The organism is Calditrichota bacterium (assembly GCA_013112635.1).
GTDB lineage: Bacteria > Calditrichota > Calditrichia > Calditrichales > J004 > JABFGF01.
In genome coordinates, this window is the sequence record JABFGF010000002.1 from 280,807 (window position 1) to 296,112 (window position 15,306).

At 38.3% G+C, this 15,306-nt stretch carries 29 protein-coding genes; all 29 read right to left on the reverse strand.

Annotated elements, in window-relative coordinates:
• Nucleotides 1-2: 2 nt before the first annotated feature.
• From rpsM to HND50_06475, 29 genes are read right to left on the reverse strand one after another with little or no spacing between them, the layout of a single operon-like run.
• Nucleotides 3-371, reverse strand: a complete 369-nt coding sequence (gene rpsM / locus HND50_06335; protein NOG44831.1) for a 30S ribosomal protein S13 — start codon at nucleotides 369-371, stop codon at nucleotides 3-5.
• An 18-nt stretch (nucleotides 372-389) separates the two neighbouring features.
• Nucleotides 390-506, reverse strand: coding sequence for a 50S ribosomal protein L36 (gene rpmJ, locus HND50_06340; GenBank protein ID NOG44832.1), 117 nt, complete (start codon nucleotides 504-506; stop codon nucleotides 390-392).
• A gap of 10 nt (nucleotides 507-516) precedes the next feature.
• Nucleotides 517-738, reverse strand: coding sequence for a translation initiation factor IF-1 (gene infA / locus HND50_06345; GenBank protein ID NOG44833.1), 222 nt, complete (start codon nucleotides 736-738; stop codon nucleotides 517-519).
• A 16-nt stretch (nucleotides 739-754) separates the two neighbouring features.
• Nucleotides 755-2,086 (reverse strand): preprotein translocase subunit SecY, encoded by a 1,332-nt coding sequence (secY, locus tag HND50_06350; protein ID NOG44834.1) that lies wholly within the window; start codon nucleotides 2,084-2,086, stop codon nucleotides 755-757.
• On the reverse strand, nucleotides 2,080-2,520 hold the full coding sequence (gene rplO, locus HND50_06355) for a 50S ribosomal protein L15 (protein NOG44835.1): 441 nt from the start codon (nucleotides 2,518-2,520) through the stop codon (nucleotides 2,080-2,082). Before rplO ends, secY begins: the two co-directional genes overlap by 7 nt.
• Nucleotides 2,521-2,537: 17 nt before the next feature.
• Entirely contained in the window at nucleotides 2,538-2,735 is a 198-nt protein-coding gene (rpmD, locus tag HND50_06360; protein NOG44836.1) for a 50S ribosomal protein L30, read from the reverse strand.
• A gap of 24 nt (nucleotides 2,736-2,759) precedes the next feature.
• Entirely contained in the window at nucleotides 2,760-3,263 is a 504-nt protein-coding gene (gene rpsE / locus HND50_06365; GenBank protein NOG44837.1) for a 30S ribosomal protein S5, read from the reverse strand.
• 18 nt (nucleotides 3,264-3,281) lie between these two features.
• Nucleotides 3,282-3,608 carry a 50S ribosomal protein L18 gene (locus HND50_06370; protein ID NOG44838.1) on the reverse strand — a complete coding sequence of 109 codons (327 nt, stop codon included), beginning with the start codon at nucleotides 3,606-3,608 and terminating at the stop codon, nucleotides 3,282-3,284.
• A gap of 21 nt (nucleotides 3,609-3,629) precedes the next feature.
• Nucleotides 3,630-4,169: a 50S ribosomal protein L6 gene (gene rplF, locus HND50_06375; protein NOG44839.1), complete on the reverse strand. Its 540-nt coding sequence runs from the start codon at nucleotides 4,167-4,169 to the stop codon at nucleotides 3,630-3,632.
• Nucleotides 4,170-4,187: 18 nt separating this feature from the next.
• A complete protein-coding gene (gene rpsH / locus HND50_06380; protein ID NOG44840.1) occupies nucleotides 4,188-4,586 on the reverse strand; it encodes a 30S ribosomal protein S8 in 399 nt (132 codons plus the stop codon).
• A gap of 20 nt (nucleotides 4,587-4,606) precedes the next feature.
• Complete coding sequence (locus HND50_06385; protein NOG44841.1) at nucleotides 4,607-4,792, reverse strand: type Z 30S ribosomal protein S14; 186 nt, start codon at nucleotides 4,790-4,792, stop codon at nucleotides 4,607-4,609.
• Nucleotides 4,793-4,807: 15 nt separating this feature from the next.
• Nucleotides 4,808-5,368, reverse strand: coding sequence for a 50S ribosomal protein L5 (rplE, locus tag HND50_06390; protein NOG44842.1), 561 nt, complete (start codon nucleotides 5,366-5,368; stop codon nucleotides 4,808-4,810).
• A gap of 18 nt (nucleotides 5,369-5,386) precedes the next feature.
• Nucleotides 5,387-5,707 carry a 50S ribosomal protein L24 gene (locus HND50_06395; protein NOG44843.1) on the reverse strand — a complete coding sequence of 107 codons (321 nt, stop codon included), beginning with the start codon at nucleotides 5,705-5,707 and terminating at the stop codon, nucleotides 5,387-5,389.
• A 15-nt stretch (nucleotides 5,708-5,722) separates the two neighbouring features.
• On the reverse strand, nucleotides 5,723-6,091 hold the full coding sequence (gene rplN / locus HND50_06400) for a 50S ribosomal protein L14 (GenBank protein ID NOG44844.1): 369 nt from the start codon (nucleotides 6,089-6,091) through the stop codon (nucleotides 5,723-5,725).
• Between the two features lie 23 nt (nucleotides 6,092-6,114).
• The gene (gene rpsQ, locus HND50_06405; protein NOG44845.1) at nucleotides 6,115-6,372 is read right to left on the reverse strand and encodes a 30S ribosomal protein S17; all 258 of its coding nucleotides are present in this window, start codon (nucleotides 6,370-6,372) and stop codon (nucleotides 6,115-6,117) included.
• Between the two features lie 2 nt (nucleotides 6,373-6,374).
• On the reverse strand, nucleotides 6,375-6,581 hold the full coding sequence (gene rpmC, locus HND50_06410) for a 50S ribosomal protein L29 (protein NOG44846.1): 207 nt from the start codon (nucleotides 6,579-6,581) through the stop codon (nucleotides 6,375-6,377).
• A gap of 15 nt (nucleotides 6,582-6,596) precedes the next feature.
• Complete coding sequence (gene rplP / locus HND50_06415) at nucleotides 6,597-7,007, reverse strand: 50S ribosomal protein L16 (protein ID NOG44847.1); 411 nt, start codon at nucleotides 7,005-7,007, stop codon at nucleotides 6,597-6,599.
• Nucleotides 7,008-7,039: 32 nt separating this feature from the next.
• Entirely contained in the window at nucleotides 7,040-7,672 is a 633-nt protein-coding gene (rpsC, locus tag HND50_06420) for a 30S ribosomal protein S3 (protein ID NOG44848.1), read from the reverse strand.
• A gap of 20 nt (nucleotides 7,673-7,692) precedes the next feature.
• Complete coding sequence (gene rplV, locus HND50_06425; protein NOG44849.1) at nucleotides 7,693-8,031, reverse strand: 50S ribosomal protein L22; 339 nt, start codon at nucleotides 8,029-8,031, stop codon at nucleotides 7,693-7,695.
• Nucleotides 8,032-8,045: 14 nt separating this feature from the next.
• The gene (gene rpsS, locus HND50_06430; protein ID NOG44850.1) at nucleotides 8,046-8,333 is read right to left on the reverse strand and encodes a 30S ribosomal protein S19; all 288 of its coding nucleotides are present in this window, start codon (nucleotides 8,331-8,333) and stop codon (nucleotides 8,046-8,048) included.
• 12 nt (nucleotides 8,334-8,345) lie between these two features.
• On the reverse strand, nucleotides 8,346-9,173 hold the full coding sequence (rplB, locus tag HND50_06435) for a 50S ribosomal protein L2 (GenBank protein NOG44851.1): 828 nt from the start codon (nucleotides 9,171-9,173) through the stop codon (nucleotides 8,346-8,348).
• Between the two features lie 20 nt (nucleotides 9,174-9,193).
• The gene (gene rplW, locus HND50_06440) at nucleotides 9,194-9,493 is read right to left on the reverse strand and encodes a 50S ribosomal protein L23 (protein NOG44852.1); all 300 of its coding nucleotides are present in this window, start codon (nucleotides 9,491-9,493) and stop codon (nucleotides 9,194-9,196) included.
• A complete protein-coding gene (rplD, locus tag HND50_06445) occupies nucleotides 9,493-10,119 on the reverse strand; it encodes a 50S ribosomal protein L4 (GenBank protein NOG44853.1) in 627 nt (208 codons plus the stop codon). The genes rplW and rplD overlap by 1 nt, the downstream gene beginning before the upstream one ends.
• 19 nt (nucleotides 10,120-10,138) lie before the next feature.
• On the reverse strand, nucleotides 10,139-10,759 hold the full coding sequence (gene rplC / locus HND50_06450) for a 50S ribosomal protein L3 (GenBank protein NOG44854.1): 621 nt from the start codon (nucleotides 10,757-10,759) through the stop codon (nucleotides 10,139-10,141).
• Between the two features lie 21 nt (nucleotides 10,760-10,780).
• On the reverse strand, nucleotides 10,781-11,089 hold the full coding sequence (rpsJ, locus tag HND50_06455; protein NOG44855.1) for a 30S ribosomal protein S10: 309 nt from the start codon (nucleotides 11,087-11,089) through the stop codon (nucleotides 10,781-10,783).
• Nucleotides 11,090-11,103: 14 nt separating this feature from the next.
• Complete coding sequence (gene tuf, locus HND50_06460; GenBank protein ID NOG44856.1) at nucleotides 11,104-12,294, reverse strand: elongation factor Tu; 1,191 nt, start codon at nucleotides 12,292-12,294, stop codon at nucleotides 11,104-11,106.
• A 23-nt stretch (nucleotides 12,295-12,317) separates the two neighbouring features.
• Nucleotides 12,318-14,408 carry an elongation factor G gene (fusA, locus tag HND50_06465; GenBank protein ID NOG44857.1) on the reverse strand — a complete coding sequence of 697 codons (2,091 nt, stop codon included), beginning with the start codon at nucleotides 14,406-14,408 and terminating at the stop codon, nucleotides 12,318-12,320.
• Between the two features lie 18 nt (nucleotides 14,409-14,426).
• Nucleotides 14,427-14,897, reverse strand: a complete 471-nt coding sequence (rpsG, locus tag HND50_06470) for a 30S ribosomal protein S7 (protein NOG44858.1) — start codon at nucleotides 14,895-14,897, stop codon at nucleotides 14,427-14,429.
• Nucleotides 14,898-14,922: 25 nt separating this feature from the next.
• The gene (locus HND50_06475; GenBank protein ID NOG44859.1) at nucleotides 14,923-15,294 is read right to left on the reverse strand and encodes a 30S ribosomal protein S12; all 372 of its coding nucleotides are present in this window, start codon (nucleotides 15,292-15,294) and stop codon (nucleotides 14,923-14,925) included.
• Between the last annotated feature and the right edge of the window lie 12 nt (nucleotides 15,295-15,306).

Consider the following 15,306-nt stretch of genomic DNA (forward strand, 5'->3'; position numbering starts at 1 on the left):
GCTTATTTTTTCTTTCCACCTACAAGACGTTTACGGCCTTTTCTGGTGCGGGCATTTGTTTTTGTCCTTTGCCCATGAACTGGTAAACCTCTGTGGTGCCTGTAGCCGCGTACAGAATTAATATCCATCAATCTCTTAATGTTCATATTAATCTCAGACTTTAAAGCACCTTCAACTTTATATCTGTCTTGAATTAGTTTACGGATTTTAGCTACTTCATCATCTGAAAGGCTTTGAACACGTGTATTAATATCAACTTTACACTCATCACAAATATTCTGAGCCGAAGTTTTGCCAATTCCGTAAATATAGGTTAAACCTATAAGTACTCTTTTATTTTTGGGTAAATCTACACCAGCTATACGTGCCAATCTATTTCTCCTTAAATTTTAACCTTGGCGTTGTTTATGACGTGGATTTTTACTGCAAATTACACGAACAACACCTTGTCTACGGATTACTTTGCATCCGTCACAAATCTTTTTTACTGAAGCTTGTACTTTCATTTTAAAGCCCTTATTTATATCTGTAAACAATTCTTCCACGTGTCAGATCGTATGGCGAGAGTTCCATACTAACCTTGTCACCCGGTAAAATTTTTATAAAATGCATTCTCATTTTGCCAGAAATATATGCCAACACTTCATGACCGTTTTCTAAAGTAACTATAAATGAAGCATTTGGTAACGTTTCTTTTATAATCCCATCTACTTTGATGGCTTCTTGCTTTTTTGCCAAAAGAGAACCTTCTTCCTTATGCCCTACGGCTTTTTATGGCGCCTGATTTCATAAATCCATCATAATGCCGTTCAAACAATTGAGATTCTATTTGCTGTAGAAAATCCAGAGCAACACCAACAATAATTAACAATCCTGTACCACCAAAAAAGGACGCTAAACTAAATGGAATGTTAAACCATTGGGCCAGCATCATAGGAACTATAGCAATTAAACCTAAAAAGATTGATGCCGGTAAAGTTATTCGTGTTAAAATGTTATCCAGAAATTCTGAGGTTTTTTTACCTGGACGAACGCCTGGTATGAAACCGCCCTGTTTTTTCAAGTTGTCAGCAACATCAACCGGATTAAGAGCGATTGCCGTGTAAAAATATGTAAAGAACACAATCACAACAAAATAGAATATCCAGTAGAACCAGGAATCATAAGAAAACAGGCCCTGTATATAAACGGTAAAATCACTTTCCGGTAAAAATGTAATCATTGTCTGTGGTACAAACATCAACGCTTGTGCAAAAATAATTGGCATTACACCAGCCGTTAATACTTTCATTGGGAAGTGAGTGTTAACCCCACCATATACTTTGCGTCCCACAACACGTTTTGCATATTGAACTGGTATTTTACGAGTTCCCTGTGTTAACAGAACAACTACATAAATAATTGCGAATGCAAGAGCCATCAATGCTACTTCTTCCAATAAATGACGCTGGCCACTTGAAAACTGTTCAAATTCCTGAATTAAAGCGGATGGTAATTGTGCAATAATCCCAATAAAAATAATCAGCGAAATACCATTGCCAATTCCACGGTCGTCAATCTGCTCACCCAGCCACATAATTAACATTGTACCTGAAGTCATCGAAAGAACTGTCATTAAAACAAAACCTAATCCAGGATCCGGAACAGCCAATCTTCCATCAGCAACCTGTATGCTTTGTAAAAAGAATGCGACTCCTGCTGCCTGTGCAGCTGAAATTGCCAATGTTCCGTACCGGGTAAATTGCGTGATTTTTTTACGGCCCTCATCTCCTTCTTTCTGAAGTTTCTGGAAATAAGGAAAAACAGCACCGAGTAACTGTATTATGATAGAAGCACTAATATAAGGCATAATACCAAGTCCGAAAATGGCTGCCTTTTTGAAGGCGCCGCCGGCAAATAAATCATATAATCCAAATAATGTGCCTTGTAAATTTCTAAAACCTTCAGCAAGAACCGCTGTATCAATTCCCGGTGTAACAATATGAGTACCAATCCGTTCGATACCTAATATCATAACCGTAAATAAAACGCGCTTTCTTAAATCAGCAATCTTGAAAATATTTCGGAATGATTCTAAAATCATGATAAAGTAACTGTGCCTCCTGCTTTTTCTACCTTTTCACGGGCAGATTTGCTAACTGCGTCTACTTTAATATCCACTTTTTTATCTAATTCCCCTGTACCCAACAATTTAACAGGAACAGTTTTCTTGCGAATCATTTTTAATTCATATAAAGTTTCTGGTGTTATTTCTTTTTTAACGTCAATTTCCTGCAAGTCAGAGACATTAATTACCTGAAACGTAACTTTGTTTATATTTGTAAAACCAAATTTTGGTAACCTTCTTTGAAGCGGCATTTGCCCACCTTCAAACCAGGCTCTCTTTTTACTTCCACCGCGAGAACCGTATCCTTTGTGTCCACGTCCTGCTGTAACACCCAGTCCTGAACCTTCGCCACGTCCGCGTCTTTTATTTTTTTTAGTTGAACCTTTATTCGGTTTTAAGCTACTTAAATCCATGAAATATCCTAATTGACTTAGTTTGCGTCTTCTACTGAAACTAAATGTTTTACTTTAGTAACCATTCCTTCAATCTGTGGAGTACTGTTGTGAACTACTGAATGGTTTAGCTTTTTTAAGCCCAATGCTTCCAATGTTCTTTTTTGTTTAACATTGTACCCAATTGCACTTTTAGTTTGCGTAATTTTAATTTTTGTATCTTTTTTCTTTGCCATCGATATAATCCTCTGAAAGCTTTATTAGCCTTGAAACAATTGGCTTAGTGACATTCCGCGTCTTTTAGCTACATCTTCCGCGCTCACCATATTGACCAAGGCGTTAAATGTTGCTTTACTTAAGTTGTGCGGATTTGAAGAGCCATTTGATTTTGTTAAAATGTTTTGAACACCGGCCATCTCACATATTGCCCTAACAGGGCCACCGGCAATAACACCAGTACCTTGTGCGGCAGGCTTTAACATTACTTTTGCGGCACCAAATTTTGCATTAACAGCATATGGTATTGTCCCATTAAGCAAAGTTACACGGACAAGATTTTTTTTAGCCTGATCAGTTGCTTTGGAAATTGCGTTTATTACTTCGCCAGCTTTACCAAGCCCTAACCCTATTACACCATTGCCATCACCAACAACAACAATTGCATTAAAGGAAAAGCGCCTTCCGCCTTTTAAAACTTTAGCAACACGATTGATATAAACTACTTTTTCCTTAATATCTAACTCACCTGGATTTATTCTTTCCAGCACGATAAATCTCCTAATTTAGAACTTTAATCCGCCTTCTCTAGCACCATCAGCTAAAGCTTTTACACGGCCATGATATATGTAACCATTTCTATCAAAAACAACTTGTTCAATTTTTTTCTTTTTTGCTTTTTCAGCTAAAAGTTTACCGATAGTATTAGCTGCTTCTGTTTTTGACTTAGCTTTTTTTATTTCAGCAGATACATCTTTAGTTTTGTTCATTAGACCAACAAGCACAACATTTTTTGTGTCATCAATTAGTTGTGCATGCATATAACGCAAGCTTCGATATACAACCAAACGAGGTCTTTCTGCTGTACCAAATATTTTTTTCTTTTTACTCATTTTTCTATCCTGATAGCTAAATTATTTGCCTGCTGTTTTACCTGCTTTACGTCTTACGTATTCACCCTCATACTTGATACCTTTACCTTTATAAGGTTCAGGTTTTCTGAAGCTTCTAATTTTAGCAGCTATTTTTCCAACCATCTCTTTATCAATTCCACTTATTTCAATTGAAGTTGGTGAAGATGTTTTTATTGTAATTGAGTTTGGAACAGCTATTACAATCTGATGTGAATAACCAATTGTTAACACAAGGTTCTTTGCTTTCATTTCAGCTTTGTAACCTATACCAACTATTTCCAGCTTTTTTGTAAAGCCATTGTTAACGCCCTCAACCATATTTGCAATTAAAGCCCTGGTTAATCCATGAAGACTGCGGCTTTCTTTAAGATCATTCTTTCTATTAACAACGATTTGATTGTCTTTGTGCTCAAGCTTTATAGCTGGGTGAAAATCCTGTACCAACTCACCTTTTGGGCCTTTAACTACCAAATGGTTATTTGCAAGTTCTATATTTGTGTTTGCCGGAATATCTACAGGCAATTTTCCAATTCTTGACACTTTGATTCCCCTTATTAACTACCAAACTTCACAAAGGACTTCACCACCGACATTTTGTCGTTTTGCTTCGCTGGCAGTAATAATTCCTTTGGGTGTTGTAAGGATTGAAATCCCTAAATTATTTTTTACTCGTGGTAAACTATCTACCGAGACATAATGCCTTTTACCAGGCGTACTTACACGTTTAATACTATGGATAACCGGGTTGCCTAATTCATCGTATTTTAACCAAACACGAATGATACCCTGACTTCCATCATCAATAATAATGTATCTTTTTACAAAGCCCTGTTCTAACAGGATCCTTGATATTTTTCTTTTGATATTTGATGCAGGAATATCTACAAAATTCTTTTTTGCATGTAATCCATTTCGTACACGCGTTAGATAATCTGCTATCGGATCAGACATTGACATAATTCTCTATTCCTCCACCACTACCAGCTTGCTTTTGTGACACCAGGTATTTCACCCTGGAGAGATAATTGACGAAAACAAATTCTGCAAATACCAAACTTGCGCATGTATGCCCTTTGGCGTCCACATCTGTTACAGCGGTTGTATTCACGCACTTTAAATTTTTGTTTCCGGTTTGCTTTAACAACTAAACACTTCTTAGCCAATTTTAACCTCTTGTGCTAATTAACATTTTTTTTGAAAGGAAATCCCATCGCTAACAGTAACTCGTAAGCCTCCTCATCAGTTTTGGCTGTAGTTACGAAAGTAATATTCAATCCATGTATTTTATCAATTTTATCAACATTTATTTCTGGGAAAATAATTTGCTCACGAACACCCATGGAATAATTACCACGGCCATCAAATGACTTATCGGTATAACCTCTAAAGTCACGCACGCGAGGCACAGCAACAGCGATAAACCGATCCATAAATTCAAACATTCTTTGATTGCGCAACGTGACCATACATCCAATTTTCATACCTTCACGCAATTTAAAATTAGAAATGGATTTTCGTGCTTTTCTTACTGAAGGTTTCTGTCCGGAAATAATTGTCAATTCACCAATTGCTGTATCAAGATGTTTTGAATCTTGAATGGCTTCGCCGACACCCATGTTTAAACTTATTTTAACAAGCTTAGGAACTTGGTGAATGTTTTTATATCCAAACTTTTTAGTAAGAGCAGGTACTACCTCCTCTTTATATTTTGTTGCTAATCTTGGTACGTACGTAGACATTTGCTTATCCAGTCAATATTAATTTATTACTTCGCCCTGGCATTCAGGATTTTTGCAAAACCTGACCTTAGAGCCATCTTCTAAAATTTTATAACCGATACGTGTTGCTACATTAAATTTTGTTGAATAGTACATAACTTTGGATACATGAATCGGCGCTTCTTTTTCTAAAATTCCACCCTGCTGATTTTTCTGGGATGGTTTTGTATGGCGCTTCACTATGTTAACACCTTCAACAATAAGCTTATCGCCTTCGGGAATAACTTTTAATACTTTGCCGGTCTTCCCACTGTATTTTCCAGTAATTACTTTTACCGTATCGTTTTTTACAATCTTCATTTTACTTTTCCGTTTTTAAAGCACTTCTGGCGCTAATGAAACAATTTTCATGAATTTCCTATCCCTTAGCTCGCGAGCTACCGGGCCAAAAATACGTGTTCCACGTGGTTCATTCTGGTCATCAATTATAACAGCTGCGTTTTCATCAAAGCGGATATAAGAACCATCAGTACGCTTAATTTCTTTTTTTGTCCGTACAACAACTGCTTTATGTACAGTACCTTTTTTTACATTTCCACCCGGAATTGCGCTTTTAACCGTGATGACAATAAGATCACCAATTGATGCATATTTCTTTTTTGATCCGCCTAAAACCCGAATACATTGAATCTTCTGAGCACCCGAATTATCAGCAGCATTAAGCCTAGTTTCTTCTTGAATCATTTTCTTAAGTCCTTATCGGAATTCTATTTTGCTTTTTCTAATATTTCAACCAAACGCCAGCGTTTTAATTTACTTTGCGGGCGGGTTTCCATGATTTTAACAACATCACCTTCAGTGCAGCTGTTTTCAATATCATTGGCATAAAGCTTCAATGTTTTTTTAATATATTTTCCGTAAATCGGGTGTTTAATTTTTCTTTCAACCGCAACTGTAATGGTTTTGTCCATCTTATTGCTTAACACTTTACCAACCCGTGTTTTTCTTAAATTACGATCGCTCATTTCTAATTTTCCTGGTTACTCAGTTTTTGCTGATGAATTAACGTTTTAATCCGTGCAATATCCCTGCGAATATAGCGGATTCGAATTGGATTCGTTATCTGATGCGTAGCTTGCTGCATACGTAAGTTTTCTAACTCCTCAATTCGTTCGCCAAGTCTTTCATTCAACTCGTCTGCTGATAGTTCACTATAATTTTCTTGCGACTTCATCTCTTACCCGATTTTTTAATGTTCGTTATATACAAATTTTGTTTTGATTGGCAATTTGTGTGATGCCAAACGCATAGCTTCTTTTGCCAAATCAAATGATACACCTTCAATTTCAAACATAATTCTGCCAGGGCGTACAACAGCTACCCAATATTCCGGAGATCCTTTTCCTTTTCCCATGCGTGTTTCTGCAGGTTTATTGGTAACAGGTTTGTCAGGAAAAATTCGGATCCATACTTTCCCTTCACGTTTCATGTGCCTGGTCATGGCAATACGTGTTGCTTCAATTTGACGGCTTGTTATCCATCCTGATTCCATTGCTTTTAAAGCAAAAGTACCAAAGGAAATCTGATTACCACGCTGAGCGTTGCCTTTCATTTTTCCGCGTTGTTTTTTACGATACTTTACTCTTTTGGGCATTAACATTTTTTATTCTCCTAAAAAGCCAATCTTTGCTGCTATCTTTTTCCGATTACTTCGCCAGTAAATATCCATACTTTTACACCAATTGCACCATAAGTGGTATGAGATGTATAAGTCGCATAATCAATATCTGCGCGCAGTGTATGCAATGGAATCCGTCCATCTTTATATTGCTCCTGGCGTGCCATTTCTGCACCACCCAAGCGACCACCACACATAATTTTAATTCCTTCGGCCCCTAAGCGCATTGTAGAAGTAATGGCTTTTTTCATTGCTCGCCTAAAGCTTACTTTACCTTCTAGCTGACGGGCAATGTTTTCCGCAACCAGGTAGGCATCTAATTCTGGCTTTTTAATTTCATGTATATTTATCTGTACTTCTTTTCCTGTTAAAGCCTTTAACTCTTCACGAAGCTTATCAACTTCAGATCCCTTTTTACCAATTACAATTCCGGGTCTGGCAGTGTGAATTGTTAATATTACTCTTTTTACAGTTCGCTCAATTTCAATTTTTGAAACGGCTGCTTTGCGTAAACGACTTTTGATATATTTACGTAAACGTAAATCTTCTTCAAGTTTTGTAGCAAAGTTCTTTTCATCGAACCAACTGCTGTTCCAAGATTTAATTATACCAAGTCGTAATCCGACGGGATTTACCTTCTGTCCCAAAATAAACTCCTTAAACTACCTTATAATTCAACTATAACGGTTATATGAGATGTTCTTTTTCTGATTTTTCCAGCCCGCCCCATAGACATTGGACGAAACCTTTTTACAGAAGGCCCACCATCTACAAATGCAGTTTTAACAATTACATCCTGCATGTCAAAACGCTCATTTTCTTCCTGATTTGCAAGATTAGAAAATGCTGTATGAATCGTTTTATAAATTGGAGAAGCAGCATCTTTTCTGGTAAAATGCAATGTATCCAATGCCTGCTGAACTGTTTTTCCTTTTACCAACTCTAAAACTCTTCTTACTTTGAATGGCGACATTCTTACAAATTTTGTGCGCGCTGTAGCTTGCATTATAAATCCTCTGTTTACCTGATTTTTGTCATTCTTTCAGCCAGCTTACCACCATGGCCGCGGAATGTTCTTGTTGGAGCAAATTCACCAAGCTTATGACCAACCATGTTTTCTGAAACATAAACAGGTATAAATTTTATCCCGTTATGAACAGCTATTGTATGCCCTACAAAATCAGGCGGTATGGTACTTCTTCTTGCCCAGGTTTTAACAACAACTTTTTTATTGTCTTCATTTAATTTATTGATCTTGTTTTCAAGATTCTGATCAATAAAAGGTCCTTTTTTTATAGACCGTGCCATTAATAGCTCCTCTTACTTGGTGCGTCTTTTTACGATGTACATGTTTGAAGGCTTACTTTTCTTACGGGTCTTCAAGCCTTTTGCCAATTGTCCCCAAGGAGAACACGGGTGCCTTCCACCGGAAGTTTTTCCTTCACCACCACCCATAGGGTGATCAACCGGGTTCATTGCAACACCTCTAACATGAGGTTTTTTACCAAGCCAACGTGAACGTCCGGCTTTACCAATTGAAATATTCATATGGTCAATATTTGAAACAACCCCTATTGTTGCATAACAATTAATTGGAACTCTTCTAACTTCACCTGAAGGTAATTTGATCATGGCATACTTTGCTTCTTTTGCAAGAAGTTGAGCCGATGTTCCAGCACTTCTGGCCATTTGAGCACCTTTTAACGGTTTCATTTCAATTGCATGGATTGTTAAACCAACCGGGATCTTTGCTAATGGCAGAGAGTTACCGTCTTTTATTTCAACTGACTCACCTGTAATAACAACATCACCCTGGTTCAATTTATCCGGTGCAAGAATATATCTTTTTTCGCCATCAGCATAAACCAACAAGGCTATTCTGGCTGTTCTGTTTGGATCATATTCTATGGATTTAACTGTTGCCGGGATATCAAACTTATTTCTTTTAAAATCGATTTTTCTATACTGTCTTTTATGACCACCACCAAGATGTCTTGCTGTTACTCGTCCGTGGCTATTTCTTCCACCACTTTTCTTGATTGGAGCAAGCAATGATTTTTCAGGCTTATCTGTTGTGACCTGTGCAAAATCACTTACAGTCTTGAATCGTTGTCCTGGTGTAATTGGTTTAAAACTTTTAATACCCATTTCTCTTCTCCGCAGAAACCTTACGCGTTATCAAATAATTCAAGTTTATAATCTGCCTCAAGCGTTACAATTGCTTTTTTCCAGCTTGGCCTGCGTCCGGTGAAACGACCCTTGCGTGTCATTTGCTGACGCATTTTACCAACAACATTCATTGTTTTAACAGATTTAACTTTTACTTCAAATTTATTTTCAACAGCTTTTTTAATTTCAATTTTATTGGCATGGTTCTCTACATGGAATGCATATTTATTCAATATTTCCTGCTGAGCAGCCATTTTCTCTGTGTACAAAGGCTTGATAATCGTGCTTCGAGTTTTCATTATCCCAACACCTCATTTATTTTTTTCAAAGCACCTTCCTGAATAATAACAGTGTTAGCTTTTAGCAGATCATATGTGGAAAAAGTAACATCCTGTTTTACATCAATCTGATACAAGTTTGCAGCTGATTTGTATATTTGAGGTGCATATCCATTGGTTAATACCAATACTTTTTTTGCATCAACTTCCAAAGCACTAATAAATTGCAAGAACTCTTTTGTTTTTGGTTGATCAAAATTAAAATCTTCAACAACATAAATCTGTTTGTTATTAACTTTGTCCGTTAGTACTGATTTTCTGGCAAGCAGCTTTGTTTTTTTATTTATTTTACTATTGTAATCTCTTGGGCTTGGGCCAAATACACGTCCACCACCAACATGATGTGGAGCGCGTGTACTTCCCTGACGTGCACGACCGGTACCTTTTTGCTTAAAAGGTTTGCGTCCACCACCGGAAACATAAGAGCGACCTTTACTTTGATGTGTTCCCTGCCTTTTATTGGCAAGTATATTTTTAACATCAAGCCATACGACATGCTCGTTGATTTCACAAGCAAATACTGAGTCTTTTAACTCTGCTTTCTTTGCTGTTTTTTTACCTTTTTGGGAGTAGATTTCTAAATTCATTTCGAAATTTCCAATTATTCTAATTATTGATCTCTAACAGAGAGTTTTTTGATCCGGGGACTGAACCACTCAAAAAGAGTAGGTTGTTCTCAACATCAATTTTTACAATCTGAACATCTTTGATTGTTTGGCGGTCGTTGCCCATTCGTCCACCCATCTTAATACCTTTGTATACCCTTGATGGAGTTGATCCCTGACCAATGGAGCCAGGTGCTCTTAGCCTACTTGATTGACCATGAGTGTTTTTTCCACCTGCAAAGTTGTGGCGTTTTACAACTCCCTGAAAACCTTTACCTTTGGACACACCGGAAACATTTACAAAGTCACCCGATTTAAATCGGTCTACCTTAATTTCCGCTCCAGGTTGCAAGTCAGACTGATCAGAGAAAGCAAACTCTCTTACATATCTTTTAAAACCAACCTTTGCTTTTTCAAAATGACCCTTAGCAGGTTTTGAGGTGCGGCTTTCTTTTTTGTCACCAAAAGCAATCTGCACACTTTCATAACCATCGTTTTCTTTTGTTTTAATTTGTGTTACAAAACAGGGCCCCGCTTCAACAACCGTAACCGGAACTACTAGTCCAGAATCATCGAAGATCTGAGTCATTCCCTTTTTAACACCTAAAATACCTTGCATTATTTTCTCCTACTCAACGCTTTATCAGGTTTTAATTTCAATATCAACACCAGCCGGTAATTCAAGCTTCATCAGTGCGTCAACTGTTTTACCTGTAGCATTTAATATATCGATTAACCTTTTATGGATACGGGTCTCAAATTGCTCACGGGATTTTTTATCCACATGAGGTGATCTTAAGACGGTATAAACAGAACGATCAGTTGGCAATGGAATCGGTCCAGAAATTACTGCCCCGGTTGACCTTGCGGTTCTAATAATTTTGTCCGTCGATTTGTCAATCAAATCATGATCGTAGGCTTTTAGTCGAATGCGTATACTTTGATTCGCCACAATACTAATCCTTTTTACTCAATTATTTCAGATACAACGCCGGCACCTACTGTGCGGCCGCCTTCACGAATCGCAAAACGCAATTCTTTTTCCATCGCTATTTCTTTGCCAAGCTCTATCTCAACACTAATATTATCACCAGGCATTACCATCTCTACGCCATCAGGTAACTTAATTGAACCTGTCACATCTGTTGTACGGAAATAAAACTGTGGACGGTATCCATCAAAAAACGGTGTATGACGACCACCTTCTTCTTTTTTCAATACATACATCTCACCTTTAAACTTGGTGTGCGGGGTAATTGAACCGGTCTTAGCTAAAACCATTCCACGCTCAATCTCTTCCTTATCAACACCGCGAAGCAATAAACCAACGTTATCACCGGCTTCACCACGATCAAGTAATTTACGGAACATCTCAACGCCCGTATCAACTACTTTACGGTTAACACCAAGGCCAATCATTTCAACTTCATCACCAACATTAATAACACCACGCTCAATACGACCGGTACCTACTGTTCCGCGGCCCGTGATTGAGAAAACATCTTCAACGGGCATAATAAAAGGCTTGTCAACATCGCGGTCCGGTGTCGGGATATAATCATCTACCGCTGCCATAAGGTCAACGATTGATTTTGTCGCTTCTTCATCATTCGGGGCATTCAACGCATTTAAAGCGCTACCCATAACAACGGGAAGATCGTCACCAGGAAATTCATAAGAAGAAAGAAGCTCTCTTAGCTCAAGCTCTACAAGCTCAAGAAGCTCAGGATCATCAACCTGATCAACTTTGTTCATATATACTACGATATAAGGTACGTTTACCTGGCGTGCCAATAAAACGTGTTCGCGTGTCTGAGGCATTGGGCCGTCAGCTGCGCTTACTACTAAAATTGCACCATCCATCTGTGCAGCACCCGTGATCATGTTTTTTACATAATCCGCATGACCCGGACAATCTACGTGGGCATAGTGCCTGTTTTCTGTTGTGTATTCTACGTGTGCGGTTGCGATGGTAATACCACGCTCGCGCTCTTCAGGAGCATTGTCAATACTGTCAAAACTACGCTCTTCGGACAAACCTCTTTTAGCCAAAACCAATGTGATGGCGGCTGTCAAAGTTGTTTTACCATGATCTACGTGACCAATTGTTCCGATATTTACGTGCGGCTTGCTCCGGTCAAATTTCTCTTTAGCCATTTTTAAACTCCTTCAAAAACAGTTTACTTTTCTGTATTCTGTGATTTTTCTATAATTTCTTTTGCAATTGCATCCGGCACTTTTTCATAGTGTGAAAACTGCATTGAATAAATTGCCCTACCTTGTGTTACTGATCTCAACGCTGTAGCATATCCAAACATCTCGCTAAGAGCAACATGTCCGCTTACAACTTGTGCATCTTTTCTTGGTAAGATACCTGATATTTTTCCACGTCTTGAGTTTAGGTCACCAATTACATCGCCCATATACTCTTCCGGAACAACTACCTCAATTGAAAAAACAGGTTCTAAAAGAACAGCACCTGCTGCTTTCGCTGCATTTTTCAAGGCCATAGACCCTGCAACCCTAAAGGCCATTTCATTTGAATCAACATCATGAAATGAACCATCAAACAAACGAACTTTTATATCTTCAAGTGCATAACCGGCAACTACGCCGTTTTTCATAGCATCCTGAATACCCTGCTTGACAGGATTAATATATTCTTTTGGAATTGAGCCGCCCACTATATTATCAACAAACTCAAAACCTTTTCCGGTTTCATTCGGTTCAACATCAACAACAACATGTCCGTACTGACCTCTACCACCAGACTGTCTTACAAATTTCCCCTCAACACCTTCAACTTTACGCGTTATTGTTTCTTTATAGGAAACCTGCGGTTTGCCAATATTTGCACCAACTTTAAACTCACGAAGAAGACGGTCTACAATAATCTCAAGATGTAATTCTCCCATCCCACTGATAATTGTCTGACCTGTTTCATCATCTGTACGAACATGAAAAGTAGGGTCTTCATCACTTAATTTCACAAGTGACTGACTCAGCTTATCCTGATCAGCTTTAGTCTTTGGTTCAACTGCCACAGAAATAACCGGCTCTGGGAAATTCATAGATTCAAGAACAATCTGCTTAGATTGATCACAAAGTGTGTCGCCCGTACGTGTGTTTTTTAATCCTACAACCGCTGCTATATCACCTGTTTGTACTGAAGTAATATCTTCACGGCTATTAGCATGCATTTGCAGCAAACGACCAACGCGCTCTTTTTTACCACTTACAGAATTATATATATATGACCCTGCATCGATTGAACCTGAGTACACTCTAAAAAATGTGAGGCGTCCAACAAATGGATCAACCATAATTTTAAAGGCTAATGCAGCAAAAGGTTCTTCATCAGAAGGCTTTCTAACTGCTTCCTGGTCGTTGTGTGGATTTGTTCCTGCGATTTCACCTTTATCCATTGGACTAGGTAGATAATCTATCACACCATCCAACAATCGCTGAACACCCTTATTTTTAAAGGCAGAACCACAAAAAACCGGCGTGATCTTCAAATCAAGCGCTGCAATTCTAACAGCATTTTTCAACTCTTGAACAGAAATCTCTTCCCCTTCAAGATATTTTTCCATCAAATCTTCATCATATTCTGAGACAGCTTCCAATATATCTGTTCGGTATTGTTGAGCTTTCTCTAACAAATCATTTGGGATTTCAGCTTCTTCAAATTCAGCGCCGAGAGATGTTTCATTATATAAAACAGCTTTCATCTCAATCAAATCAATAAGACCAGTAAACAACTCACCTTCACCGATCGGGATCTGCAAGGGAACTGGATTTGCACCCAAACGCTCGCGGATCATATCCAACACATTATAAAAATCAGACCCAACACGATCCATCTTATTTACAAAGGCAATTCTTGGAACATTATACTTGTCAGCCTGGCGCCAAACTGTTTCTGATTGAGGCTCTACACCACCTACTGCACAGAACAGAGCAACAGCTCCATCTAACACTCGAAGTGAACGTTCAACTTCAACAGTAAAATCTACGTGACCCGGAGTATCAATAATATTAACAACATTGCCACGCCAGTCAGCGGTTGTAGCAGCAGAAGTAATCGTAATTCCACGTTCCTTTTCCTGCTCCATCCAATCCATTGTTGCAGCGCCATCATGAACTTCACCCATGCGGTGCAGACGACCAGTATAGAACAAAATCCGTTCTGTCGTAGTTGTCTTACCGGCATCGATGTGAGCCATAATGCCTATGTTTCTAATTTTTTCTAAATTTACTTTTCTAGCCATTTTTTAAAACAAACCTCATTACCATCTGAAATGAGCAAAAGCTTTGTTAGCCTCAGCCATCTTGTGTGTATCTTCTCTTTTTTTAACGCTGGCGCCTTCATTTTTAAAAGCCATCATAAATTCAGCAGCCATTCTTTCTGCCATTGTTTTCTCATTCCTCAAGCGCGAATAGCGAATCAGCCAACGAATTGACAATGCCTGTTTCCTGTTATCACGAACCTCGATAGGCACTTGATAAGTAGCCCCACCTACCCGTCTGGATTTCACCTCAAGCATCGGAGCAACATTTTCCATTGCCTTCTTAAAAATAACTAACGGATCTTTTTTCAACTTACTTTCTACAATGTCAAGTGCAGCATAAAATGATTTTTCTGCAACACTCTTTTTCCCATCATACATTAGGCCGTTTATAAATTTCGCAACAACAAGATCCTTGTATTTTGGATCAGGCAATATAACTCTTTTTTGAGGCCGTCTTCTTCTCGGCATACTAACTCCAATAAATCTTCAATTTTTATTTAGGTTTTTTTGCGCCATACTTAGACCGACTCTGCTTACGGTCTTCAACACCTGTAGTATCTAAGGTTCCGCGTACAATATGATAGCGAACACCTGGTAAATCCTTAACACGTCCCCCGCGAATCAAAACGATGGAGTGCTCTTGCAAGTTGTGTCCTTCACCCGGAATATATGCTGTCACTTCCATGGCATTTGTTAAGCGAACACGAGCAACTTTACGTAAAGCCGAGTTTGGCTTTTTTGGTGTCGTTGTATAAACACGTGTACAAACCCCTCTCTTTTGAGGGCAGGCGCCGAGTGCCGGAGCCTTATTTTTTTTCGTAATGGTTTTTCTACCTTTACGAATTAATTGATTAATCGTTGGCAATTCTTACCTCCA

Bases quoted from the DNA above. Each gene is read 5' to 3' on its own strand.
- HND50_06395 (NOG44843.1), bottom strand. From the start codon at position 5,707: ATGAAGATTGTAAAAAACGATACGGTAAAAGTAATTACTGGAAAATAC.
- rplO (NOG44835.1), bottom strand. From the start codon at position 2,520: ATGGATTTAAGTAGCTTAAAACCGAATAAAGGTTCAACTAAAAAAAAT.
- rpsQ (NOG44845.1), bottom strand. From the start codon at position 6,372: ATGAGCGATCGTAATTTAAGAAAAACACGGGTTGGTAAAGTGTTAAGC.
- fusA (NOG44857.1), bottom strand. From the start codon at position 14,408: ATGGCTAGAAAAGTAAATTTAGAAAAAATTAGAAACATAGGCATTATG.
- rplB (NOG44851.1), bottom strand. From the start codon at position 9,173: ATGGGTATTAAAAGTTTTAAACCAATTACACCAGGACAACGATTCAAG.
- rplW (NOG44852.1), bottom strand. From the start codon at position 9,493: ATGAAAACTCGAAGCACGATTATCAAGCCTTTGTACACAGAGAAAATG.
- HND50_06370 (NOG44838.1), bottom strand. From the start codon at position 3,608: ATGAGTAAAAAGAAAAAAATATTTGGTACAGCAGAAAGACCTCGTTTG.
- rpsH (NOG44840.1), bottom strand. From the start codon at position 4,586: ATGTCAATGTCTGATCCGATAGCAGATTATCTAACGCGTGTACGAAAT.
- rpmD (NOG44836.1), bottom strand. From the start codon at position 2,735: ATGGCAAAGAAAAAAGATACAAAAATTAAAATTACGCAAACTAAAAGT.
- tuf (NOG44856.1), bottom strand. From the start codon at position 12,294: ATGGCTAAAGAGAAATTTGACCGGAGCAAGCCGCACGTAAATATCGGA.
- rpmJ (NOG44832.1), bottom strand. From the start codon at position 506: ATGAAAGTACAAGCTTCAGTAAAAAAGATTTGTGACGGATGCAAAGTA.
- rplN (NOG44844.1), bottom strand. From the start codon at position 6,091: ATGATTCAAGAAGAAACTAGGCTTAATGCTGCTGATAATTCGGGTGCT.
- rplD (NOG44853.1), bottom strand. From the start codon at position 10,119: ATGAATTTAGAAATCTACTCCCAAAAAGGTAAAAAAACAGCAAAGAAA.
- rplV (NOG44849.1), bottom strand. From the start codon at position 8,031: ATGCAAGCTACAGCGCGCACAAAATTTGTAAGAATGTCGCCATTCAAA.
- rplE (NOG44842.1), bottom strand. From the start codon at position 5,368: ATGTCTACGTACGTACCAAGATTAGCAACAAAATATAAAGAGGAGGTA.
- rpsS (NOG44850.1), bottom strand. From the start codon at position 8,333: ATGGCACGGTCTATAAAAAAAGGACCTTTTATTGATCAGAATCTTGAA.
- rplP (NOG44847.1), bottom strand. From the start codon at position 7,007: ATGTTAATGCCCAAAAGAGTAAAGTATCGTAAAAAACAACGCGGAAAA.
- rpsG (NOG44858.1), bottom strand. From the start codon at position 14,897: ATGCCGAGAAGAAGACGGCCTCAAAAAAGAGTTATATTGCCTGATCCA.
- rpmC (NOG44846.1), bottom strand. From the start codon at position 6,581: ATGAAGTCGCAAGAAAATTATAGTGAACTATCAGCAGACGAGTTGAAT.